Source organism: Aliiglaciecola sp. M165 (assembly GCF_007197995.1).
Lineage (GTDB): Bacteria > Pseudomonadota > Gammaproteobacteria > Enterobacterales > Alteromonadaceae > Aliiglaciecola.
This window is the reverse complement of the sequence record NZ_VKKH01000007.1, coordinates 107931-131638: the sequence shown is the minus strand read 5'-3', so window position 1 is coordinate 131638 and position 23708 is coordinate 107931. Positions and strand designations below refer to the sequence as shown.

The following is a 23708-nucleotide window of genomic DNA, read 5'->3' as shown; positions in this document are numbered from 1 at the left end:
TCCATGCAACAACTTCTGCTAAACCCGATTTCTTCGGTCGAGGGTACCGTTAATGTGCCTGGCTCTAAAAGCTTATCCAATCGCGCGTTGCTATTGGCAGCGCTTGCCAACGGACAGACCCGGTTAACCAATTTACTCGACAGTGACGATATCCGTCATATGTTGGATGCGCTGCAAAAACTCGGTATTCACTACCAATTAAGTGACGATAAAACCGAGTGTTTGGTGACAGGTAATGATGGTGTTTTCACTACCCAAGGCAATATTGAACTATTCCTAGGTAATGCTGGTACAGCAATGCGACCGCTTTGTGCAGCGTTGGCTGCCTCTAGTGGTGAATACGTTTTAACCGGTGAACCTCGTATGGAAGAGCGCCCCATTGGAGCTTTGGTCGATGCACTTGAGCAAGCCGGAGCGCAGATTCAATACCTTAAAAATGATGGGTATCCTCCATTGAAGATTATCGGCCAATCCCTGGCAGGCGGCAAAATTCAGGTAGACGGCAGTGTATCCAGCCAATTTTTGACAGCAGTGCTGATGGTCGCACCTTTGTTTAAAGGGGACAGCGAGATTGAGATTGTTGGAGAGTTAGTCTCTAAACCCTATATTGATATTACCTTACACATCATGGAGCAGTTTGGCGTTAAGGTAGAAAATGACGACTATCAACGATTTGTGATTAACGGCAGTCAAACCTACCAATCACCTGGGCATTTTATGGTTGAAGGTGATGCATCGTCAGCGTCTTACTTTCTTGCTGCAGGAGCCATAAAAGGCGGCACTGTGCGTGTCACTGGTGTTGGATCAAAATGCATACAGGGCGACATTCGCTTTGCCGATGTTCTGCAAGCCATGGGGGCGACAATTAATTGGTCTGATGAATATATAGAAGTGACTGGACGCCCATTAACCGCTATTGATATGGACATGAATCATATCCCAGATGCAGCTATGACCATAGCCACGACCGCTTTGTTTGCCAAGGGCACTACAAGAATGTCCAACATCTATAATTGGCGGGTAAAAGAAACCGATCGGCTAGCCGCGATGGCGACAGAATTGCGTAAAGTAGGTGCCATCGTGAATGAAGGGAACGATTTTATTGAAGTTACGGCGCCAGATTCATTGAACGAAGCTGAAATTGATACGTACAATGATCATCGAATTGCCATGTGTTTCTCGCTGGTTGCGTTAAGTGACACGCCGGTCATTATTAACGACCCAGGTTGCACAGCGAAAACCTTCCCTGATTACTTTGAACGTTTTGCCAGTATTTGCAAATAGACCAGGCATTTTTATATTTAATGTAGCAAGTCGTTTAGAGCTTGTTGACGACTTGTTACATTTTAAATCTCACCAATAAACAGTTATCTACCGACAAATCAGACCACACTCATTGCTATAATCCTCTCAAAGCGTATAATCTCGCCGATTTTTTTAAACCAGCTCAGGAGAGCGCATGCATTTATCTCCCGTCATCACCATCGACGGCCCAAGTGGCGCAGGAAAAGGAACACTCAGCACACTGTTAGCCCAACAACTTGGATGGCATTTCTTAGACAGTGGCGCGATTTATCGTGTTCTTGCTATCGCATCAATGCATCATCAAATAAAAAGTGATGATGAATCAGCCCTTGTCCCATTGGCGAGTAGCTTGGATGTAGCCTTTGAAACCAGCGAACAGGGAACTAAAATTGTTTTAGAAGGCGAGGATGTAACCTATTCAATTCGCACCGAAGAAGTCGGCAGTGTCGCATCTCAAATAGCGTCTTTACCTAGAATTCGAGAAGCGCTTTTGCGACGTCAACGTGCCTTCAGAGAAGAGCCAGGGCTAGTTGCCGATGGTCGAGATATGGGGACGGTAGTTTTTCCTAATGCCGATGCAAAGATTTTCCTCACCGCAAGCGCAGAAGAAAGAGCACAACGTCGTTATAACCAGTTGAAAGAAAAGGGCCATGATGTTAACATTGCGCGCCTTTTAGCCGACATACAGGCTAGAGATGAGAGAGATGCTAACAGAACCGTAGCGCCTTTGGTGCCTGCGGCTGACGCATTTGTACTTGACTCTACTGACCTTGATATTAATCAAGTGCTTGAAAAGGTTAAAGAATACGTAGACTCGAAATTAACTGAGGAAACGTCTCTTTAAGTACTAACTTGCCAGAACACGGAATGTAATGGCGATGAATAACAACCCCACGATAACGGGATTCTTTCGTGGATGTCAAACAAAAGTATTAATCAAAGTAAGCTATGACTGAAAATTTTGCTGATCTATTTGAAGAGAGTTTGAAAGAACTCGAAACACGTCCAGGTGCCATCGTAAAAGGCACAATTGTTTCAATCGATAAAGACATCGTTCTTGTTGATGCCGGTCTTAAATCTGAAAGTGCTATCCCAGTAGAGCAATTCAAAAATGCCGAAGGCACAATTGAAGTTGCAATCGGAGATACGGTTGACGTAGCTCTAGATGCTGTTGAAGACGGCTTCGGTGAGACTATCCTTTCTAGAGAAAAAGCCAAGCGTCATGAAGCGTGGGTTGAACTAGAAAAAGCTTACGAAGAAAAAGAAACCATCATTGGTGTAATTAACGGTAAAGTGAAAGGCGGTTTCACAGTTGAAGTAAATACTGTACGTGCTTTCTTACCTGGTTCACTTGTTGACGTACGTCCTGTGCGTGACACAACTCACCTTGAAGGTAAAGAATTAGAATTTAAGGTTATCAAACTTGACGCTAAACGTAACAACGTAGTTGTTTCTCGTCGTGCTGTTATCGAAGCCGAAAGCAGTGCAGAGCGCGATCAAATTTTGGCTAACCTTGAAGAAGGTCACGAAGTTAAAGGTATCGTTAAGAACCTTACCGATTACGGTGCATTCGTTGACTTGGGCGGTGTAGACGGCCTACTTCACATCACAGACATGGCTTGGAAACGCGTTAAGCACCCAAGTGAAATCGTCAATGTTGGTGATGAAATCAATGTTAAAGTATTGAAATTTGACAAAGAAAAGTCTCGTGTTTCTCTAGGCATGAAGCAGATGGGCAGCGATCCATGGCAAGAAATTGCTAACCGTTACCCTGAAGGTTCTAAGTTGTCAGGTGCAGTGACTAACCTAACTGATTACGGTTGTTTCGTAGAAATCGAAGACGGCGTAGAAGGTTTGGTTCACGTTTCTGAAATGGATTGGACTAACAAAAACATCCACCCATCTAAAGTGGTTAACTTGGGTGATGTGGTTGAAGTTATGGTTCTTGAAATTGACGAAGAACGTCGCCGTATTTCTCTTGGCCTTAAGCAATGTAAAGCGAATCCTTGGGAAGAGTTTGCTAAGTCTCACGAGAAGAATGACAAAGTTAGCGGTAAGATCAAATCTATCACTGACTTTGGTATCTTCATCGGCCTAGACGGCGGAATCGACGGACTTGTTCACTTGTCTGATATCTCTTGGAACAAAACTGGCGAAGATGCCGTTCGCGAATATAAGAAAGGCGACGAAATCTCTGCAGTTGTTCTTCAAGTTGACCCTGAGCGTGAGCGTATCTCTCTTGGTGTTAAACAAATCGAAGAAGACCCATTCAATAAGTATCTGACAGATAACAAGAAAGGTGCTATCGTTACTGGTAAGGTTACCGCTGTAGACGCTAAAGGCGTGACAGTTAACTTGGCCGAAGAAGTTGACGGATATGTTCGTGTAGGCGACCTAGCTGTTGAGCGTATCGAAGATGCATCTGAAGTTGTTAACGTTGGTGATGATCTAGAAGCCAAATTTATGGGCGTAGATCGTAAGAACCGCGTAGTTAACTTGTCAGTGAAAGCTAAAGACCAAGCAGACGAGAAAGAAGCAATTGATAAAGTAAATCAGCAGCAAGATGACGCTGGTTTCACTAACGCATTTGCTGAAGCTTTCAAAGCTGCTAAAGGCGAAGAGTAAGTACAAAAGTGGTCAGGCGCATTGATTGTGTCTGACCATTACGTCGCATCGGTAGGTGTTTTTGATTAACGGAGGGTACAAATGACCAAATCTGAACTTATTGAAAGGCTAGCCGATAAAGCACGACATATTCCAGCCAAAGACGTTGAGTCTTCAATCAAAGAAATGCTTGAGCAAATGGCTCAAACGCTTCAAAAAGGTGATCGAATAGAGATCCGTGGGTTTGGAAGCTTTTCTTTGCATTATCGGGCGCCAAGAGTGGGCCGTAACCCGAAGACTGGCGAGACGGTTAAACTTGACGGTAAATATGTACCGCATTTTAAACCAGGCAAAGAATTACGTGAACGTGTGAATGACGGACTTACACACTGAAAAAGATAAAAGTTAAAACGGCATCCAATTAGGATGCCGTTTTTGTTTGGATGACAAACACATTCGCTTTCTAGTAATATAGCAACGACTACCTTTTGCATAATAAGGACTTACATTGAGAGTTTTCCTGCTCGTCTTCATTTTGATCATAGTTATGTTGATTTCTGCCATGTTAGGGGCAAAAAATGATCAGGCAGTGAGTTTTGATTATCTTCTCAATGTCATCGAAATGCGCCTTTCTATTTTATTGATGCTGTTTTTTGCCGCCGGTGTACTTTTTAGTGGACTAGTGTTTGCACTTATTTGGATAAAATTAAAGTGGCATGTCGGGCGGTTGCAAAAACAACAACGCAAAGCTGAACAACAAAAATCTGAACTTGTAAGTAGTTGATTAGATGTTAGAACTCTTATTTTTATTGCTTCCAGTTGCAGCCGGCTATGGCTATGTCATGGGGCGCAATAGTGTTCGTCAAGCACAACGAAAACAATCCAGTATACTCTCGCGCCATTATTACAAAGGGTTAAATTTTCTTTTATCAGATCAACCAGACAAAGCGGTTGATACGCTGATGAAGATGATTAATTTAGATAGTGACACGGTAGAAACCCATATTGCCATGGGCAATTTTTTCCGTCACCGAGGGGAATTGGACAGGGCCATTAGAGTCCATCAAAATCTCGTAAGTAAACAAGAATTATCTCAGTCACAAAACCATCAGGCATTGCGTGAATTAGGCAAAGACTACATGATGGCAGGTTTCTTGGAACGGGCAGAAAACGCATTTTTACAGCTCCTTGATAGCGATAAACACTTTTTAGATGCTCAAAAACAGCTATTCAGTATCTATCAGACGACAAAAGAATGGGATAGGGCGATTGAGCTGGGTGAGCGCATGATGAATTGTCATGGCGACAGTGATGAGCTGTGTAATAGAATTTCTCACTTCTATTGTGAACAAGCTCTAAAGCGCATTAAAAGTGATGAGTTCGAAAAAGCGGAAGAGAGTTTGCAAAAAGCCATTCTGGCCGATGAACATGCTGTCCGTCCCTGGTTGATTTTAGGCGATTTAGCGGTAAAACAAGAACAATATCAACAGGCGATTGATTATCTCAAAGAAGTGCCAGTTAGAGACATTACCTGGTTTAGCGAAGCGGTTCCCATGTTGGAGTTGTGTGCTCAAAAATTAGGCACAGACGAACAGCTCGAAGCAATTCTTGAACAATACTGGCAACAATGTGCTACCTCTTACTTGGCGAAGGTGAAATTGTTAGCCAAGAAAGACAGTACAGATAGCGCCGAACAGGTTTTATTTGAACAACTCAAGAAAACACCTACGATGAAAGGCTTTAAAACCCTTATGGGCTTTTTTATCGAAGATGAAGTGGATAATAAAACCAAAGAAAGCCTAAGCATGGTAAAAGACCTGGTTGAAGAACAAATTAAAATCCGGCCGAAGTATCGTTGTCTCAGCTGCGGTTTTTCCGGACGCCAAATTCATTGGCTTTGTCCCTCATGTAAGAAATGGGGCGTTGTGAAACCCATCAAAGGCCTAGACGGAGAATAGTCCCCGAATGTCAGACCCGAAAGTAATTGTCGCCTTAGATTTTGATAATAAAAATAAAGCTTTAGATTTAGTTAGTCAGCTTGACAGCAGTCAATGCAAACTCAAAGTAGGCAAAGAAATGTTTACCTACTTTGGTCCTGAGTTCGTAGAAGAACTTGTGCATCGCAAGTTTGATGTTTTTCTGGACTTAAAATTTCATGATATTCCCAACACAGTAGCTAAAGCGTGTCTGGCTGCTGCTGATCTGGGGGTGTGGATGATGAACGTTCATGCTTCCGGTGGGCCCAAAATGATGAGCCACACTCAACAGGCATTGGAAAGCCTTGGACATGATCGCCCAAAACTTATCGCGGTGACCGTGCTTACCAGTATGGATCAATCACAACTGAACGCAATTGGTATTCAAACAACGCCAGAGCAACATGTTTTGTCTTTAGCAAAAATGACTCAAGAATGTGGATTAGATGGTGTGGTGTGCTCTGCGCAAGAGGCGCCAACATTAAGAAGTCATCTTAATGATAATTTCTTGCTGGTTACCCCCGGGATCCGGCCGGTGGGCAGTGAAAAAGGCGATCAACAGCGAATTATGACACCACCTGATGCGCTGGCCGCAGGTGTCAGCTACATGGTTGTTGGCAGGCCTATCACTCAGGCTGAAAATCCATTGCAAGCGCTTTTGGATATTAACCGTTCGATTGGTTGATAGTGACGTTTTAGGAAAGTGGTAAGAGATCCCCGATCAAAAGACCTCGGGGATGACGTTGTATTTGTGACAACGGGAAGGCGCCGTTGCGGTAAATTGTAAGTCTACTAGTGCATCATCTTAGAATGACTATTTCGTAATCCCTAATATAATTAATATGTCATCCCAGCAATATAATTAATGCGTCATCCCAGCATGCTTTTAGCTGGGATCTCTTGAAAACAACAATCGTTCTACAATCGATTTTCCAGGACAAAAAAAGCTGCACGAAGCAGCTTTTTTAAGGGTATTAGGTGCAGTTTACAACTGTAGTGCCGCGGTAGCATCCATATATTCAAGGTTAAGCTCATCACCTAACGCGTCAACAACGGCTTTATAGGTTACCTTACCTTTGTGAACGTTTAATCCATTAAGTAAATGATGGTCATCCAGCATCGCTTGTTTTGGACCTTTATTTGCTAGTGCAAGACCAAATGGGAGCGTAGCGTTGTTTAGCGCCATGGTAGAAGTTCTGGCAACGCCACCAGGCATGTTAGCCACGCAATAATGTACCACGCCATCTACAATATATACCGGATCTTGATGTGTTGTAGCCTTTGACGTAGCAAAACAGCCGCCTTGGTCGATGGCTACATCGACTACGACTGAGCCTTCTTTCATATTTCTGATATGTTCATTTGTGAGTAATTTAGGCGCCGCTGCACCTGGTATTAATACTGCACCTACGACTAAGTCAGCTTTTGAAGAGTAATATTCAATAGCGTCTATAGTTGAGAAAACAGTTTTGACTTGATTGGCAAAAATATCGTCCAGCTCGCGTAATCGCGGTAATGAACGATCTAAAATTGTGACATCGGCACCTAAGCCAATAGCCATTTTTGCTGCGTTTGTTCCTACAACACCACCACCAATAACAAGTACTTTGCCTGGTGCAACGCCTGGAACACCACCTAGAAGTGTGCCACTTCCACCTTGAGCTTTTTCAAGATAATGAGCGCCAGCTTGCACGGCCATACGTCCAGCCACTTCACTCATTGGCGCCAACAAGGGCAGGGCACCACGGTTGTCCGTTACGGTTTCATAAGCGATACACGTTGCGCCAGATTCTACTAGTAATTTAGTTTGAGTTGGATCCGGTGCCAAATGTAAATAGGTGTATAGGGTCTGTCCTTCTCGCAACATTTTGCATTCATTCGGCTGCGGCTCTTTAACCTTTACTATCATCTCTGCTTTAGCGAAAATTTCTTCCGGTGTTTCAACAATGGTAGCACCGGCAACGAGATATTGTTCATTATCGAAGCCAATAGCTGCCCCCGCATTATGTTGAACCATTACTTGATGCCCATGAGTAACAAATTCTTTCACGGCAGCAGGCGTTAAGCCAACGCGATATTCATGATTTTTAATTTCTTTTGGTACACCAATTAGCATGTTCTCACCTAAACATTAGAGTTAAAAAATAAAAGCGAAGTATAGGTGACATTTTAAAAACTGTTCTGCTGTAATTTTTAAGTATGCAGTATATAATTTTGAAAATAGATTAATATGCAGAACAAAGTAATGTTAATTAAAACGCCCAAACACTTAGATCGAATCGATCGAAACATATTGATTGCCTTACAAAAGAACGGCAAATTGTCCAACGTAGATTTAGCAAAATCCGTTGGTCTTAGTCCAAGTCCCTGTCTTGAAAGGGTTAAGCGTCTAGAGCAACAGGGTTATATTGTTGGCTATCATGCGCAAGTAGACCCAAACAAACTTGGCGCCGCTATGCTGGTATTTGTAGAAATCACTTTGACTAAAACGAGTGTAGATATATTTGAAGAATTTTCTGCGGCGGTTAAAAAACATGATGATATTCAGGAATGTCATTTAGTCTCTGGTAACTTCGACTTTTTACTTAAAGCAAGAGTGGCAGATATGTCCAGTTATCGTAAATTGTTGGGGGATACTTTACTGCGGCTTCCTGGTGTGAGTGAATCTAGAACTTACGTTGTTATGGAAGAGGTCAAACACACTGGTCAAATTAAAATCAATCTGAAGTAAATCACCACTCTTCAGGGTTTATAGCCGCTCATTTGCTAGGATTTTAGTGGCTTCGCTGGTAAGGTATAGGGATAAAAACTAGTACAAATATAACGATAAGAATTTATGGCGCGATTAACGGGAATTCAGCGAATTATGGAAGTGGGCATGATTGTTTCATGCTGTTTCGCATTCTTTATTCTTCTAGCACTGGCTTCATTCAATGCCTCGGATCCCAGTTGGAGTCAAGCAGGGTTTCAAGGCACAATTTACAACTGGGTTGGGCCTATTGGCGCTTGGTTTGCTGACGTTTTATTCTTTAGCTTTGGCAGGTTTGCTTTTGTTATTCCTTTTATTTTGGCTTTTGTGGGGTGGTTTTTATTCCAGCAAGCCAAAAAAGTAGGAGAAATAGATTACTTAACAATTGGTCTTCGAATTATTGGTTCAATTTTGGTTATTGTAGGGTTATCCGGCCTGCTAAGCCTCAATGCCAGTGACATCTATCATTTCTCTGCAGGGGGCATGATCGGTGATGTGGTAAGCACTTCACTAATCCCTCACTTTAGTCTTGTTGGGACAACCTTGTTGTTACTGTGCTTTTTACTTACAGGCGTGACGTTGGTCACGGGCATTTCCTGGTTGACGGTCATCGACAAATTAGGCGAATTAAGCATACGTTCAGGCATTGTTTTGTATAACACTCCTCAACGAATACAACAAAGCCCAATTGCCAGATTATCATTTATGCCAAATCGAGAACGCAAAGCGATTGAAAACAAACAGCGTGAAGTCGAGATAACGACATTCAAGGCGACAGAACCCGATGCCTATGAAGACGAATTCGAGCCTGTTATTCCAGATGAGGTTTTTCAACACCCTGAGCCGGAAAAAACTAAACCTAGTATTTTGTCAGTTTCAGAACTAAAAAAGAAAATCTCGGGGTCGCGAAATAAACCTGCAACGGATAACGACGCGTCGGTTACGCCAGAACCCAGTAAAAATGATCAGGCTGTGACCTCTGTAAAAGATAGCAACAACGATTCACCTTCCGACGAAAGTATAGGGGAGTTGCCTTCATTTGATTTACTCGATCGTGCAGATAAAGTGCTTAATCCCATTAGCCAAGAAGAGTTGGACGGAGTGTCCAGGCTTGTGGAAGAGAAACTTAAAGACTTCAATATCGAGGCGAGAGTAGTAGGCGTTTATCCTGGTCCGGTTATTACACGTTTCGAGCTAGACTTAGCGCCGGGTGTAAAGGTTAGTAAAATTACATCTCTGGCAAAAGATCTGGCGCGTGCTATGTCAGCAATCTCCGTTCGTGTCGTCGAAGTTATCCCGGGTAAATCGGTTATTGGCTTAGAACTACCAAATAAAAATAGAGAAATGGTCCGCCTCAGTGAGGTCATCGGTTGCCAGGCATTCCAAGGTAATGAATCTCATTTAACCATGGTGCTAGGCGCAGATATCTCAGGAAAACCGGTTGTTGTAGATCTGGCTAAAATGCCTCATTTATTAGTGGCAGGTACCACAGGTTCGGGTAAGTCTGTTGGGGTCAACGTTATGATCCTAAGTTTGCTGTATAAATCTTCACCTGAAGATGTGCGCATGATCATGATTGACCCAAAAATGTTGGAATTGTCGGTTTATGAAGGCATCCCTCATCTATTGGCTGAGGTTGTTACCGACATGAAAGAAGCTGCCAATGCCTTGCGTTGGTGTGTGGGCGAAATGGAAAGGCGCTATCGCCTGATGTCTGCGTTAGGCGTTAGAAACCTCAAAGGGTATAACACCAAGGTAGCGAAAGCTAAAGAAGCTGGTGAACCGATCAAAGATCCACTGTGGCGTTTTGAAGAGAGTATGGAAACGGTTGCACCGGATTTGGAAAAACTGCCGAGCATTGTTGTTGTGGTCGACGAATTTGCCGACATGATGATGATTGTCGGTAAAAAAGTGGAAGAGCTGATTGCACGTATCGCGCAAAAGGCCAGAGCCGCTGGCATCCATTTGGTCTTGGCAACGCAGCGTCCTTCTGTAGATGTCATTACAGGTTTGATTAAGGCCAATATTCCTACACGGATTGCATTTCAGGTGTCTTCAAAAATCGATTCTAGAACCATTTTGGATCAGCAAGGTGCAGAAGCGCTACTGGGTATGGGGGACATGCTGTATTTACCGCCTGGCACTGGCGTTCCTACACGGGTACATGGTGCCTTTGTAGATGATCACGAAGTCCATGCTGTGGTTGCCGATTGGAAGAAACGCGGTGAACCTGAATACATTGAAGAAATTCTTTCCGGTGACAGTGGCGCAGAAGTGTTGTTACCTGGTGAGCAAGCCGAAAACGCTGATCAGGAAATGGATGCGTTTTATGATGAAGCCGTCGCCTTTGTCACAGAATCACGCAGGGCTTCGGTGTCAAGCGTACAGAGGAAATTCAGAATTGGTTACAATCGTGCCGCTCGTCTAGTGGAACAAATGGAACAAAGTGGCGTCGTAAGTGCTGCGGGTCACAATGGTGCTCGCGAAGTATTGGCACCGCCGCCACCTAGGGATTAATTATGAAGTTAATAGTTAAAAAGCGTTTTAATAGCCTTGTTACTGCGGGGCTATTTAGTTTTGTTTGTTTAGTTTCAAATCATGCATTGTCGCAAGACAGTGATACGCAAAGGGCACCGGAAATTGCTGGTACCGAAACCAATTCAGAGGCGGTCCAGAGCCTAAAACAAAAGCTGGAGTTATTAAAAACTTATACGGCAATCTTTGAGCAAACAGTCGTTGACGGACAAGGCGAACTTGTGCAAAACGCCAGTGGACAATTGACCTTAAAACAGCCAAATTTAATGATTTGGCAAGTCAATGAGCCAGATGAAAACCTGATGGTCGCTGATGGGTCAACGTTATGGTATTCCGATCCTTTTGTCGAGCAGGTGACTGCGGTCGATCAATCGTCTTCTGTGGCGAATAACCCAGTCGTCTTGCTAACCGACCCGGAAAACCAGGCGTGGGATGCTTTTGTTATTAGTCGCGTAGATGAAGGTTTTATGGTGAGTGCGAAAGAACCAGAATCTCAGGTAGCTCAATTATTCTTAAAATTCGACAATGACACTTTGACCGCTCTGCATTTTGTAGATCGACAGCAACAGACTAGTCGTTTAGTCTTTTCTGATATTCGCCAAAATCTACCCATTGGTGACGAACAATTTGTATTCTCGGTTCCCGAAGGTTTTGAATTGGATGATCAACGCTAGCAATGGAATTTGATTTTGATCAAAAGACATCCTTTGCACCGCTTGCGGCAAAAATGCGGCCGAGCACGATTTCTCAATATTTTGGTCAGCAGCATATTGTCGGCCCAGGAAAACCCCTTCGTAAAGCGCTAGAAAATGGCCATCCACATTCAATGATTTTATGGGGGCCGCCGGGTACAGGGAAAACCACCCTTGCTGAGTTAGTCGCTAGCCACTGTGATGCGCATATCGAACGAATTTCAGCCGTCACTTCCGGTGTTAAAGACATTCGAAGCGCGATTGAGATGGCTAAACAACAAGCCGCAATGCGCTCCAAACGAACCATATTGTTTGTAGATGAAGTTCATCGGTTCAACAAATCCCAACAAGATGCGTTTTTGCCCTACATCGAAGATGGCACGGTCACTTTTATAGGTGCGACGACTGAAAACCCATCATTTGAACTTAATAACGCACTATTATCGCGAGCAAGAGTTTATTTACTTCAATCTTTAACCTTTGACGATCTTGAACAAGTGCTAAACACTGCCTTGTCCGATGCGGAGCGTGGCTTAGGGCACTTAAATTTGAAGATTGAAGTCGACGCACGAAACCGTCTCATCGACCTTTCTGGTGGGGATGCTCGTCGCTTGCTCAACTATATCGAATTGTGTTCCGATTTTGTTGAAGATAGTAACGTGACACTCACAACGGTCGCGCAAGCTATAGGTGACCGAGTTGCCCAGTTCGATAAAGGCGGTGATCAGTATTACGATATGCTTTCAGCGTTTCACAAGTCGGTGCGAGGTTCGTCATCTGATGGTGCACTGTATTGGTATGCAAGAATGCTGGTTGCCGGTGCAGAGGCAACAGTCATCGCCAGACGCCTATTGGCTATTGCCACCGAGGACATAGGAAACGCCGATCCTAGAGCGATGCAAGTATGTTTAAATGCATGGGATATTTATCATCGGGTGGGGCCTGCAGAAGGTGAAAGGGCTATTGCTCAAGCAGTGATCTATTGTGCCTGCGCGGCAAAAAGTAACGCTGTGTACAAAGCATTTAAAGCCGCAGTTGCCGATGCAAAAGAGTTACCCGATCATCCCGTACCTGAACATCTGCGAAATGCCCCAACAAAGTTAATGGAAGACTTGGGATATGGAAAGGAATATCGCTACGCCCACAATGAACCCCATGCTTATGCAGCGGGGGAGCATTATCTGCCTGTAGATCTCAGTTCGCGAGATTATTATCAACCCAGTGAACGAGGATTAGAAAAACAGCTTAAGGCAAAGATAGCGTTTCTTAAAGAACTTGACGCACAAAGTGATGTAAAGCGAGACAATCATGAATAATACCATGGCGATTTATGGTTATATTGCCCTTGGTGGCGCTGCAGGGGCATGTTTACGATTTTTTCTTTCACAATTGATGTTGCAATGGTTTGGTAAAGGCTTTCCTTTTGGTACACTGCTGGTCAATGTGATTGGCTCCTTTTGTCTTGGCTTGGTGTATTCACTCATCGAGCAAGGGCAAATAGAAATTGTGCTTTGGCGCACCACAGTAGGCATCGGTTTTCTCGGTGCTTTAACGACCTTTTCTACCTTCTCAGTCGACACACTCTTGTTAATTCAACAGGGAATGTGGTGGAAAGGCTTACTTAATATATTTTTAAATTTGGCTAGCTGTTTACTCGCAGCGTGGCTAGGCATGCAATTGGTTAAAGGTTAATAATTTACAGATGTTAGATCCTAAGCACTTACGTAACGACATAGAACAAACGGCAGAAAAACTGAAGTCTCGAGGTTATGAACTTGATGTTTCTGCATTCAACCAATTGGAAGAACGCAGAAAATCCCTTCAAGTGCGTACCCAAGAATTGCAAAATGATCGCAATGTACGTTCAAAGTCGATTGGCAAGGCCAAAGCCTCTGGTGAAGATATCGCGCCACTATTGGCTGAAGTTGGAAAATTAGGGGAAGAGCTCGACGCCGCGAAAGCTGAATTAAGCCAGTTGCTCGAAGACATTGCTGAGTTCTCTTACGGTATACCCAATCTTCCCGATGATTCAGTACCCGCAGGGAAAGACGAGAACGACAACCTGGAAATTTTACGCTGGGGCGAACCAAGAGCATTTGATTTTGAAGTGAAAGATCATGTTGATGTGGCGGAAGCTATCGACAAAGGTTTAGACTTTGAAACTGGCGTAAAATTATCGGGGTCACGTTTTGTGGTCATGCGTGGTCAAGTCGCCCGATTAAATCGTGCTCTGTCACAATTTATGCTCGACTTACACACCACTGAACACGGTTATCAAGAAATGTATGTGCCTTATTTGGTTAATGAAGCCAGCATGTTTGGTACTGGGCAGTTTCCCAAGTTTAAAGAAGATTCGTTTCATACTATGCCGGCAACAGAAGAAGGTCAGGGATTGTCTTTGGTACCTACGGCAGAAGTGCCGCTGACCAATATGGCAAGAGACGAAATATATTCAGCCAAAGATCTACCTGTAAAAATGACCGCGCATACACCTTGTTTTAGAAGTGAAGCCGGTTCATATGGACGGGATACGAAAGGCCTTATTCGTAACCACCAATTCGATAAAGTTGAACTGGTGCAGTTGGTTAAACCTGAAGATTCCTTTGACGCACTCGAAGAATTAACCGGTCATGCCGAGAGGGTATTGCAATTGCTTGAATTGCCCTACAGAAAAGTGCTGTTGTGCACAGGTGACATGGGCTTTGGCGCTTGCAAAACCTATGATTTGGAAGTTTGGTTACCGGCGCAAGACACCTATCGAGAAATCTCTTCATGTTCTAACATGCATGATTTCCAGGCGCGCAGAATGCAGGCACGATTCCGCAACCCAGAAACCAATAAACCTGAACTATTGCACACTTTAAATGGGTCAGGTTTGGCCGTTGGTAGAACTTTGGTTGCAATCCTTGAGAACTACCAGCAGGCCGACGGTTCGGTCACTATTCCCAAAGCCTTGGTGCCGTATATGAATGGTGTGGAGTCAATTTCAGCTTCGTAAAAGTTACTTCGCTGACGTTAGCTAAACTGCAAAAGGTGACCAAGGTCACCTTTTTTAATAAAAAATATAGAAGAATCTTACAGGCATTTAGCCGGTTTGGGTAAGCCAGCAATTTTAGTCGCTTGTTTAGCAGGGCCTTTGGGAAATAGTCGCTGTAAGTATCGACTGTTACCTTTTTCTGGACCATATTTGTTTGCCATGGCCTTTACTAGCGCTCTGATTGCAGGGCTGGTATTGAACTCCAAATAAAACTCTCTGACAAAATTAACCACTTCCCAGCGATTTTCGTCTAGCTCAATATTTTCAGTTGCCGCCAAAACGGGCGCAAGCTCTGGTTGCCAGTCTTCTACGTTGAGTAAATATCCCGCTTTGTCTGTTGGGATTTGTTGTTGTTCAAAGGTGATGAAGTGTTCCATAGCGCTTTCCGATTACCAGGCAATAACATTGTCATGGTCGATGACGAGGTCGACGAGTTCTAAATAGTTAATGTTGCGGACCTTTGATACAGAAACACCACGTGCTTTTGCGTCGCTTTCGAGTACATGCACGTTATCAGTTGCATTCATTAAGGCCTGTAAGAGTTTAGAATCGTTGAGCACATACACCGCGTCTTCCATTAATATCACTGCATCCTCAACACTGATCCTGGAAATCGTCTGGTCAATGGTTTGGCAACTAAATGGGCTTGAAACAAATTTGTGCAAAATCATGACAGACTCAGTACATTATGATGCTGGCTTAGCAGCTGATTTAATCTGTTCTCATCAACAATTTCAGTCTCAATGATTAAATCGCTTTTTGACAAGCCGCGTTGCGACAGGCTTTTTTGACAGACATATATCGATTCCACATCATAAAACTCAAAGGCCCCAAAACTTTTAGCAAAGTGTTTTTGTTCCACTTCCGCTGGCGATTGGGTCAAAAGTTGAAAAACACCGTCGTCAACAAAAAATACACTGACTTGCTGACCAAAGGTGGCCGCTGCCAACACCAGATCTACAGATTCTTGTCCTGCCTGTCCTTTGAAAGGCGTGCTGCGGTTGATAATGGCTAGGGTATTCAAAATTGTATGCTCTTGTCTGACTCGTTTAACATCGCCACTAACTCACCAATACCAACTGACTGAAACGGGCTCACAAGATTGTGATCATGTCTGTTTTTATCTTGTTGAGCATCCTCGTGGCTAATAACCCCTCGACGATTTGCAGCGGTCACACAAACTTGTAAGGGAATTTTATGTTGCTGTGCCAAGTCTTGCCATTTTTCATACAGTGCAAGCTCGTCGGATAAAACAGTTTGAAACCCATTGGCTACAGTGACACCAGCTTGATAGAAAAACACACCATTGACACTATGACCTTTTTCAATCGTCGCCTGGATAAATCTAAGGGCACTGTATGCACCTTGAGAGTCAAGGGCAGGGGATGTCACGATAATACTGATTGTTGCCAAATTTGATCCGCCTAAAACAAAAACACCCCAGCGTTCGCTGAGGTGTTTTAGCATAACAGAAAATGTTAGTCGTCGCCGCCAAATGCACCAAGCAAGTGTAGGATAGACGTAAACAAGTTGTAGATATTCAAATACATAGAAACTGTTGCTCTAATGTAATTGGTTTCACCACCATTAACGATGCGGCTTGTATCAAACAAGATGAAACCTGACATGATAAATACAATCGCAGCGCTAACCGCTAATGACAATGCTGGAATACCCATAAAGATATTAGCGATAGATGCTACTACAGCAACAATCAAACCGACCAAAAGGAATCCGCCCATAAAGGAGAAATCTTTTTTAGTGGTCAGTACATAAGCTGATAATCCAAAGAATACCAAGGCTGTGGTGCCAAGAGCTTGGAAAACAAGTGAGCCTGCACCTGCAGCCATATAGTGATTAAGCATTGGACCTAAAGAACCACCTAGCAGACCCGTAAACGCGAATACAAACAAAATACCCATTGAGCTGTTAGCTACTTTGTTGAGAAAGAAAATCATCACTAAGGCAGTAAGAGACATCACCATTGCTGCACCATGGCCAATTCCCATTGCCATAGTCAATCCAGCACAAACCGCACTAAATGCTAATGTCATGGCGAGCAACATGTAGGTATTTCGGAGAACCTTATTGGTCTCTAATACCGATGGTTGTGCACCAACCTGAACATAACGATCTTGATCCATAAAAACCTCCAGTAGGCATTTAAAAGTAATAACTGAGTAAATTACTAAAGTATTTTGTAATTAGTGTATTTGTATGGTGTTTGGTTCAATTTTTCAAGTATTATCGCAAACACTTTGTGACTATTTGTGTTTTGGTTGCGTTATTGTGTTTTTAGTAAGCAAATTGACCAAAGTTTTAGCGATTGATGAAAAAATTAAACTATCCCCTTTACAAGCCCAAAAAAGGCCATTAATATTCGCACCACTTCGGAGAGGTGGCAGAGCTCGGTTTAATGCACCTGACTTGAAATCAGACGTAGGTTCATCCCTACCGGGGGTTCGAATCCCTCCCTCTCCGCCATATAAAAGAAACCCGCACTTGTTGCGGGTTTTTTGCATTTTGGATTCGAAGAGAAATAAGGGAGGGTGAGAAGCCCCGCGGTTAGACACCATTGTCGGGAACAATGTGTACCGCCGCAGGCGCCCGAAGGGACAAGCACAAGGATGTGCCTGAGGACATCCCTCCCTCTCCGCCATATAAAAGAAACCCGCACTTGTTGCGGTTTTTTTGCATTTTGGATTCAAAGAGAAATAAGGGAGGGTGAGAAGCTCCACGGTTCAACTATTTGGCGGGAATTAATACTACCGCCAAGGATAAACTAACTTTTTCGTAGGATATTTTCTTTGGCAATAAATATATAAAGTTTACGCTGCAAAATAGTTATTTACTGTGTTATTTTATTGATTCAGGTAGTTGGTTTGGAGTTCCATTTGATCACACTTTTATTAGTCGATGACCATGAGTTAGTTCGCACGGGCATTCGCAGAATTCTTGAAGATGTTTCTGATTTCAAGGTGATCGGTGAGGTGGATAATGGCGAAGAAGCCATTAAATTCTGTCGGAATTCGCCCCCTAATATTGTGTTAATGGATATGAATATGCCTGGAATTGGTGGATTAGAAGCAACTAAGCAGATTATTCATTACGCACAGGACTCGAAAGTTATTGTGTTGTCTGTGCACACAGAAAACCCGATACCCGCGCGAGTGATGCAACTTGGTGCTTTTGGCTACCTGACTAAAGGCACTGACCCTGCAGAGATGATCATTGCCATACGTAAAGTCGCGGCTGGACAACGTTATATTGCCCCTGATATTGCACAGCAAATCGCGATTGGGCAGTTGAATCTAAATGAAACCAATCCTTTTGATCAACTCTCGAAGCGTGAATTAGAAATTACCATAATGCTCACGAAAGGCTCTCGAGTGCCTGATATTGCTAATCAATTGAATATCAGTGCCAAAACAGTCAATACATACCGATATCGTATGTTTGAAAAACTGAATGTTGCCTCGGATGTGGAGCTTACACACCTGGCATTGCGCCATAATTTAATCGATACCAATCAGCTTTAATCATATTGATTAGTTAAAAGTGATGGAACAACAGGCTAGTTTTGACCACAAAGCGTTTCTAAAGAATCTGACCACACAACCTGGTGTGTACCGAATGTACAATGTCAAGGATGAAGTGATTTATGTGGGAAAAGCCAAGAATCTTAAGAAACGCGTCTCCAGCTATTTCAAAGCTACCTTAGATAGTATTAAAACGCGCTCTCTGGTGAAACAAATCCATCAAATGGATGTCACTGTTGTCAACAGCGAAACCGAAGCTTTTATTCTCGAAAACAATTTTATAAAAAAGTATAAACCTCGTTACAACGTTCTGTTGCGAGACGATAAATCCTATCCTTTTATTTTTCTTTCTGATCATCGACATCCACGGCTTACTATTCATCGAGGCGCAAAAAAAGCCAAAGGCGAATATTTTGGACCCTATCCAAGTGCTTGGGCGGTGCGAGAAAGCTTGCGTACAATGCAAAAGCTTTTTCCTGTCAGGCAGTGTGAAGATAGCTATTATCGAGCACGAAGCCGACCTTGTTTACAATATCAACTGCAACGCTGTGCAGGACCCTGTGTGGAAGGGTTAGTTTCTGATAGCGAATACAATGATCAGATTAAATTGGCGAAACTTTTTCTTAAAGGCAAAAACCAACAAGTTATTCAATCGTTGGTAGAAAAAATGGAAAGAGCCAGCTCAGAACTGCGCTTTGAAGCCGCCGGTCGTTACCGTGATCAAATTAGTGCGCTCAATAAAGTCCAAGAGCAGCAATGGGTGAGCGGTAACCAGCAGGAAATGGACGTATTTGGATTTGTTTACAGAAATGGTATTGCTAGCATCCAGGGATTGTTTATCCGCGACAACAAATTGCTTGGCAGTAAAAGCTTTTTTCCTAAAGTTCCTCCTCAATCGAGTTCTGAAGAGGTTTTGCAGTCATTTATCCTGCAATTTTATTTGGCTGGCAATAAAACGATTCCTAAACAAATCGTTTTGCCAATGGAAATGGAAGAGCAAGATAGTATTGCACAATTGCTCAGTGCAGAAGCAGGCTACAAAATTCAGTTTTTTAAAGGGGCGAGGGAAGAGAAAAAACGTTATTTGAGTTTAGCCAATACCAACGCCGAAAATGCGCTAGACGCGCGCCAGAATCAACAAAAATCCGTTTTTGCCCGATATCTTGAATTAGAAAAAGTACTTGAGTCAGAACAGCCTATTCAGCGAATGGAGTGTTTTGACATCAGTCATACATCCGGCCAACAAACAGTGGCTTCTTGTGTTGTGTTTAACCGAGAGGGGCCGTTTAAAGCCGATTACCGGCGTTACAACATCGAGGGGATAACTCCGGGAGACGATTATGCAGCGATGGCTCAGGCGCTAGGTCGGCGTTACAAATCTGGAGCAGATCAGGAAAAGATCCCTGATATTCTATTTATCGATGGTGGTAAAGGTCAGTTGGCTCAAGCGGAAGCACATTTTGAAAATTGGAAAGGGGATAAGAAACCGATGTTAATCGGTGTAGCCAAAGGAACGAGCAGAAAGCCAGGGCTTGAAACACTTATTCTGGCCGGAAATCATGATACTATACCGATGTCTGGCGATTCTCCTGCGTTGCATTTGATACAGCATATACGAGATGAAGCGCACCGCTTCGCAATTACTGGTCATCGACAGCGTCGGCAAAAAGCCAAACGCACGTCAGTACTTGAATCGGTCCCGGGAGTTGGCGCTAAAAGGCGGCAAACTTTGCTCAAATACATGGGAGGGATCCAAGGCGTATTGCAAGCGAGTAGGGATGAGATTGCTAAAGTTCCTGGTATCAGCGAAGACATGGCTGACACAATTTACGAACATATTCATGCGTAGTAACAATATTAAAAGAGCGTTTTTCCCAACAAAAGCAAAGGTTAAATAGAAGTATGTGGACAATTCCAAACATTATTACCATGCTACGTGTAGCGCTTATCCCAATATTTGTGACGGTGTATTATCTTGACTGGGAATGGGCTAGACAAGCGGGCGCTTTTGTTTTTTGGTTTGCGGCAATAACTGATTGGTTTGATGGCTATCTTGCTCGAAAATTAAAACAATCTTCAGCGTTTGGGGCGTTTCTCGATCCAGTTGCCGATAAACTTATTGTTGCAGCAGCACTCCTAATGATTACCCACACCTATGCCACTGTCTGGATTACGATCCCTGCAATACTGTTAATGTCTCGAGAAATTTATGTTTCTGCTTTGCGGGAATGGATGGGGCAACACGGAAAGAGCGACATTGTTTCTGTATCCTTTATTGGTAAAGCAAAAACTACGGCACAAATGCTGGCGCTTATCGGATTATTATCAGAACTCGAATATTTTATGGGCTTTCCCCTGTATTGGGTTACGCTGGGTTATGTTTTACTTTATTTCGCAGCGTTTTTGTCAGTATGGTCGATGTTGACTTACTCGATTGCTGCCTGGAAAAACTTGACTCAATCATCTTAAAAAGAGCAGCAAAATATCTCCTTTGATTGAATTTAACGCATTTATGTTAAAAATCAGCCAAACGCACATAAAAGGCCATTTTTGTAGTTGACAGATAACACTTTGACGGTAGAATGCTGCCTCACATTTCGCAACAGCGGAATGCGATAAATGAACTTAACTTAAGTCGTTTATACGCGGGAATAGCTCAGTTGGTAGAGCACGACCTTGCCAAGGTCGGGGTCGCGAGTTCGAGTCTCGTTTCCCGCTCCAAATTGGCGGAATGGCAGAATGGCTATGCAGCGGATTGCAAATCCGTGGATCTCGGTTCGACTCCGGGTTCCGCCTCCAGTTGAAAAAGTCGTTATAAATCAATGACTTAAAGTTACTTTTTGAAGTCTAAAGTAATTTTTCTAAGAAACCACCCAATGGGTGGTTTTTTTATGTATTTAGAATAGATATTAGGTCTTGTTACAATTGAATTTGTGGGTATTTTTGTGGGTACATAAGCAACAGATGGTTTTTATATTGACCAAATGTACCCACAGGTCAGAGCTCTTATTTCTATTGTTAGTACCCACATGATTTTTAAAACTCAAATTCACTTATCCAATTTATTCGTTTCGCAAGTAGCTCTAAACTGATTCTCTGTGCAAATCCTGACGGGCGATTAAAAACGTTTAAAACAGTTGAAGAGTAGTGCTCTTCTTCATCTGTCTTCTCGTCTCTAGACAATACCTTTTTGTGTTCTTGTATTCGTTTTGATTCAGATTCTTTTTTGTAGGTTACACTCAGTATTAACCCCTCTAAATAGGCGACAAAGTGATCTTTTTTCAATTGATCTGGCATACTTTTCATTAAAAAGTCTAAAACTTCAGTTTCAAAAGAAGTTTGAGATATGAATTTGTTGTAAGAAACTACATCCATGTATTTTAACGCTATTAAGAAAACAAGTAGTGGCGGATGTATATATTCATTTTCCTTTGCGGTCCTAATCGCTACATTTGTGTAAGCTACTATTTGTTCAGTTTCACGCAGAGATAAATTGAAATTTTCAGCAAAGAAAATAGTAGATTTAGATAGACTGTCCAGATCATTTCTTAATTCACTATATTTTTGCCGAGGTTCACAAAATTTATCTATTTCCAAAGTCGAAAATAGTGATTTCACAAATTTTTCCAGCTTGGGTTTTTGTAAACTGTATTCAAAATCAATAAATCTTCTTAGGTAACCATTAGACTCAAATTTTTCTCCATATACTGAATTTATGGAATGAGCGAGTTGAGCTTTATCTATTGATAGAACGAAGGTGATCCCCTCAATATTAAATAGGTGCTTTATTCTTTCCAATAATTCAACTGCATAATTGGGTCTGCAACGGTCCAGTTCATCAACGAAAATAACAATCCGTTCTTTTTCAGAATTCTCAATGAATTTTTTTAACGAATCGTGAAACTCTACAATGTCAGACTTTTGCTCTAAGTATCCATTCAACGAATCTGAAGCTAAGGAACTTAAAGATTTTCCTAGTTCACTTTCTAAAACTTTATCTGCATCAAGAACGCCAGCAGTTGATATTTTAATAGCTGCCGGAACTCCATATTTTAAAATTTTCTTACCTAAATTGACGGTATGATCCCACGCGTGTTTTGAACTTTTTGACTCTCCAATCAGTTCTTTCAGCCCACTAGTCATTTCACCCAAAAAAGCAACTAATGGATCTTGAGAAAAATCAGTCTCCCATGCGTTGAAATATAATGTCTCAGCTTCACTTTCTTTTAGTTGTTGTTGCCACATTTTAACGAATGTGGTTTTTCCTGATCCCCATGGAGAATTTATAGCTAACACTGCTGGTGTATTAAGGTTAAGAATTAAAGAAGTTAGATTTTCAATTTCGTATTTTCTTTCTAATTTATCGTGTTTGAGTGGTTCAGTCGGTTCAACTTCGAAATCTAAGTTTTTAAAATACATCTATTAGGTCCTTCTTTGTTTGTTTGTAGGCTTTTACTCAACTGAATTTGAAGTATAAAAAATGAGTTATGTTAATTTATCTTGTTAAAAATGAGCACTTTCTAACCTTTCAGTACTTAACTTTGGATTTTCATATTGCATAGATTAGATTGATATGTATAATCCGCACTGTCTTCAAAGGAGACGTGTTTTTAGTGTGTAGGTACCTTGGTGGGTACAACAGTTTTCCAGCTAAAAAATTATGAATCACATCAAGTAGTTAATCAAACTTTTTGATGGTGGGTTCCGCCTCCATTTTGATACTCTTGTTTAAGGGGTCATGTGGAAACACCTCTCATAGGTCTTATGAGTTCATCCGATGCCCGGGTGGTGAAATTGGTAGACGACGTGCAGGATGCACTAGTGTCGCGAGAAGCAGGATGCTGGTAGCGACCACAAGGTACCAAACGAAGTTTGGTCAAGAAGTTAGAACCCTCTCATAGGTCTTATGAGTTCATCCGATGCCCGGGTGGTGAAATTGGTAGACACAAGGGATTTAAAATCCCTCGTTCGTAAGGACGTGCCGGTTCAAGTCCGGCCCCGGGCACCATCTCTCGATATTTCATAGATAATTCTGGGCTCTACCCCATAAACGGGGGATAAGCATTCATCGTACACGGTTAATTACACCATCCCATCCGGGTAACCGGCGTGCACAATGGATCATTACTCTTATTCGATAATTTTCAAAATTCCTAAAACCATATGCTCGTGTTGATAGCAGTTCTAATAGGTTATGGAATTTCTACATGATCCTGTTTTTCAGAGTGTCTGCCGCAGGGTAATGTTATTTTTCAATTATTCACTTTAAAG

Annotated in this window: 23 protein-coding genes and 4 tRNA genes; 20 read left to right on the top strand and 7 right to left on the bottom strand. The window is 42.6% G+C overall.

Annotated elements, in window-relative coordinates:
- The first annotated feature begins 3 nt into the window (after positions 1 to 3).
- The 7 genes from aroA (at position 4) to pyrF (ending at position 6570) form a co-directional block, all read left to right on the top strand.
- On the top strand, positions 4 to 1284 hold the full coding sequence (gene aroA, locus FM019_RS15195; protein ID WP_143836812.1) for a 3-phosphoshikimate 1-carboxyvinyltransferase: 1281 nt from the start codon (positions 4 to 6) through the stop codon (positions 1282 to 1284).
- Between the two features lie 175 nt (positions 1285 to 1459).
- Positions 1460 to 2149 carry a (d)CMP kinase gene (cmk, locus tag FM019_RS15190; protein ID WP_143836811.1) on the top strand — a complete coding sequence of 230 codons (690 nt, stop codon included), beginning with the start codon at positions 1460 to 1462 and terminating at the stop codon, positions 2147 to 2149.
- 104 nt (positions 2150 to 2253) lie between these two features.
- Entirely contained in the window at positions 2254 to 3930 is a 1677-nt protein-coding gene (rpsA, locus tag FM019_RS15185) for a 30S ribosomal protein S1 (protein WP_143836810.1), read from the top strand.
- Between the two features lie 81 nt (positions 3931 to 4011).
- Entirely contained in the window at positions 4012 to 4302 is a 291-nt protein-coding gene (gene ihfB, locus FM019_RS15180) for an integration host factor subunit beta (RefSeq protein ID WP_143836809.1), read from the top strand.
- A gap of 154 nt (positions 4303 to 4456) precedes the next feature.
- On the top strand, positions 4457 to 4693 hold the full coding sequence (locus tag FM019_RS15175; RefSeq protein ID WP_143836808.1) for a lipopolysaccharide assembly protein LapA domain-containing protein: 237 nt from the start codon (positions 4457 to 4459) through the stop codon (positions 4691 to 4693).
- Between the two features lie 4 nt (positions 4694 to 4697).
- Complete coding sequence (gene lapB / locus FM019_RS15170) at positions 4698 to 5867, top strand: lipopolysaccharide assembly protein LapB (RefSeq protein WP_143836807.1); 1170 nt, start codon at positions 4698 to 4700, stop codon at positions 5865 to 5867.
- A gap of 7 nt (positions 5868 to 5874) precedes the next feature.
- The gene (gene pyrF / locus FM019_RS15165) at positions 5875 to 6570 is read left to right on the top strand and encodes an orotidine-5'-phosphate decarboxylase (protein WP_143836806.1); all 696 of its coding nucleotides are present in this window, start codon (positions 5875 to 5877) and stop codon (positions 6568 to 6570) included.
- Between the two features lie 300 nt (positions 6571 to 6870).
- Here the strand turns inward: pyrF and ald are convergent, their stop codons facing one another.
- Positions 6871 to 8001, bottom strand: a complete 1131-nt coding sequence (ald, locus tag FM019_RS15160) for an alanine dehydrogenase (protein WP_143836805.1) — start codon at positions 7999 to 8001, stop codon at positions 6871 to 6873.
- Positions 8002 to 8130: 129 nt separating this feature from the next.
- Between ald and lrp the strand changes: the two genes are divergently transcribed.
- The 6 genes from lrp to serS all read left to right on the top strand — a co-directional run bounded on the left by lrp (position 8131) and on the right by serS (position 14859).
- Complete coding sequence (lrp, locus tag FM019_RS15155) at positions 8131 to 8616, top strand: leucine-responsive transcriptional regulator Lrp (RefSeq protein WP_143837023.1); 486 nt, start codon at positions 8131 to 8133, stop codon at positions 8614 to 8616.
- Between the two features lie 105 nt (positions 8617 to 8721).
- Positions 8722 to 11151, top strand: coding sequence for a DNA translocase FtsK (locus tag FM019_RS15150; RefSeq protein ID WP_143836804.1), 2430 nt, complete (start codon positions 8722 to 8724; stop codon positions 11149 to 11151).
- Positions 11152 to 11153: 2 nt separating this feature from the next.
- A complete protein-coding gene (gene lolA / locus FM019_RS15145; RefSeq protein WP_143836803.1) occupies positions 11154 to 11843 on the top strand; it encodes an outer membrane lipoprotein chaperone LolA in 690 nt (229 codons plus the stop codon).
- A gap of 2 nt (positions 11844 to 11845) precedes the next feature.
- Complete coding sequence (locus tag FM019_RS15140; RefSeq protein ID WP_143836802.1) at positions 11846 to 13177, top strand: replication-associated recombination protein A; 1332 nt, start codon at positions 11846 to 11848, stop codon at positions 13175 to 13177.
- Positions 13170 to 13553 (top strand): fluoride efflux transporter CrcB, encoded by a 384-nt coding sequence (gene crcB, locus FM019_RS15135; RefSeq protein WP_143836801.1) that lies wholly within the window; start codon positions 13170 to 13172, stop codon positions 13551 to 13553. The genes FM019_RS15140 and crcB overlap by 8 nt, the downstream gene beginning before the upstream one ends.
- 10 nt (positions 13554 to 13563) lie before the next feature.
- Positions 13564 to 14859 (top strand): serine--tRNA ligase, encoded by a 1296-nt coding sequence (gene serS, locus FM019_RS15130; RefSeq protein WP_143836800.1) that lies wholly within the window; start codon positions 13564 to 13566, stop codon positions 14857 to 14859.
- A 77-nt stretch (positions 14860 to 14936) separates the two neighbouring features.
- Here the strand turns inward: serS and FM019_RS15125 are convergent, their stop codons facing one another.
- From FM019_RS15125 to FM019_RS15105, 5 genes are all read right to left on the bottom strand, one after another.
- Positions 14937 to 15275: a TusE/DsrC/DsvC family sulfur relay protein gene (locus FM019_RS15125; RefSeq protein WP_143836799.1), complete on the bottom strand. Its 339-nt coding sequence runs from the start codon at positions 15273 to 15275 to the stop codon at positions 14937 to 14939.
- Between the two features lie 12 nt (positions 15276 to 15287).
- The gene (gene tusB / locus FM019_RS15120) at positions 15288 to 15569 is read right to left on the bottom strand and encodes a sulfurtransferase complex subunit TusB (RefSeq protein ID WP_143836798.1); all 282 of its coding nucleotides are present in this window, start codon (positions 15567 to 15569) and stop codon (positions 15288 to 15290) included.
- Positions 15566 to 15922 (bottom strand): sulfurtransferase complex subunit TusC, encoded by a 357-nt coding sequence (gene tusC / locus FM019_RS15115; protein WP_185969310.1) that lies wholly within the window; start codon positions 15920 to 15922, stop codon positions 15566 to 15568. Before tusC ends, tusB begins: the two co-directional genes overlap by 4 nt.
- Positions 15919 to 16311, bottom strand: a complete 393-nt coding sequence (tusD, locus tag FM019_RS15110) for a sulfurtransferase complex subunit TusD (RefSeq protein ID WP_143836796.1) — start codon at positions 16309 to 16311, stop codon at positions 15919 to 15921. The genes tusC and tusD overlap by 4 nt, the downstream gene beginning before the upstream one ends.
- Before the next feature lie 65 nt (positions 16312 to 16376).
- Positions 16377 to 17042 (bottom strand): Bax inhibitor-1/YccA family protein, encoded by a 666-nt coding sequence (locus FM019_RS15105; protein ID WP_143836795.1) that lies wholly within the window; start codon positions 17040 to 17042, stop codon positions 16377 to 16379.
- 248 nt (positions 17043 to 17290) lie between these two features.
- Between FM019_RS15105 and FM019_RS15100 the strand changes: the two genes are divergently transcribed.
- From FM019_RS15100 to FM019_RS15075, 6 genes are all read left to right on the top strand, one after another.
- Positions 17291 to 17382, top strand: a tRNA-Ser gene (locus tag FM019_RS15100).
- Positions 17383 to 17792: 410 nt separating this feature from the next.
- Positions 17793 to 18437, top strand: a complete 645-nt coding sequence (uvrY, locus tag FM019_RS15095; protein ID WP_143836794.1) for a UvrY/SirA/GacA family response regulator transcription factor — start codon at positions 17793 to 17795, stop codon at positions 18435 to 18437.
- Positions 18438 to 18459: 22 nt separating this feature from the next.
- On the top strand, positions 18460 to 20286 hold the full coding sequence (gene uvrC / locus FM019_RS15090) for an excinuclease ABC subunit UvrC (RefSeq protein ID WP_143836793.1): 1827 nt from the start codon (positions 18460 to 18462) through the stop codon (positions 20284 to 20286).
- A gap of 53 nt (positions 20287 to 20339) precedes the next feature.
- Positions 20340 to 20906, top strand: coding sequence for a CDP-diacylglycerol--glycerol-3-phosphate 3-phosphatidyltransferase (gene pgsA / locus FM019_RS15085; RefSeq protein WP_143836792.1), 567 nt, complete (start codon positions 20340 to 20342; stop codon positions 20904 to 20906).
- Positions 20907 to 21082: 176 nt separating this feature from the next.
- A tRNA-Gly gene (locus FM019_RS15080) sits at positions 21083 to 21158 on the top strand.
- A 4-nt stretch (positions 21159 to 21162) separates the two neighbouring features.
- A tRNA-Cys gene (locus FM019_RS15075) sits at positions 21163 to 21236 on the top strand.
- Between the two features lie 237 nt (positions 21237 to 21473).
- Here FM019_RS15075 and FM019_RS15070 read toward each other — a convergent pair.
- Positions 21474 to 22856 (bottom strand): P-loop NTPase fold protein, encoded by a 1383-nt coding sequence (locus tag FM019_RS15070; protein ID WP_143836791.1) that lies wholly within the window; start codon positions 22854 to 22856, stop codon positions 21474 to 21476.
- 502 nt (positions 22857 to 23358) lie between these two features.
- Between FM019_RS15070 and FM019_RS15065 the strand changes: the two genes are divergently transcribed.
- Positions 23359 to 23445 (top strand) — tRNA-Leu (locus FM019_RS15065).
- Positions 23446 to 23708 lie beyond the last annotated feature (263 nt).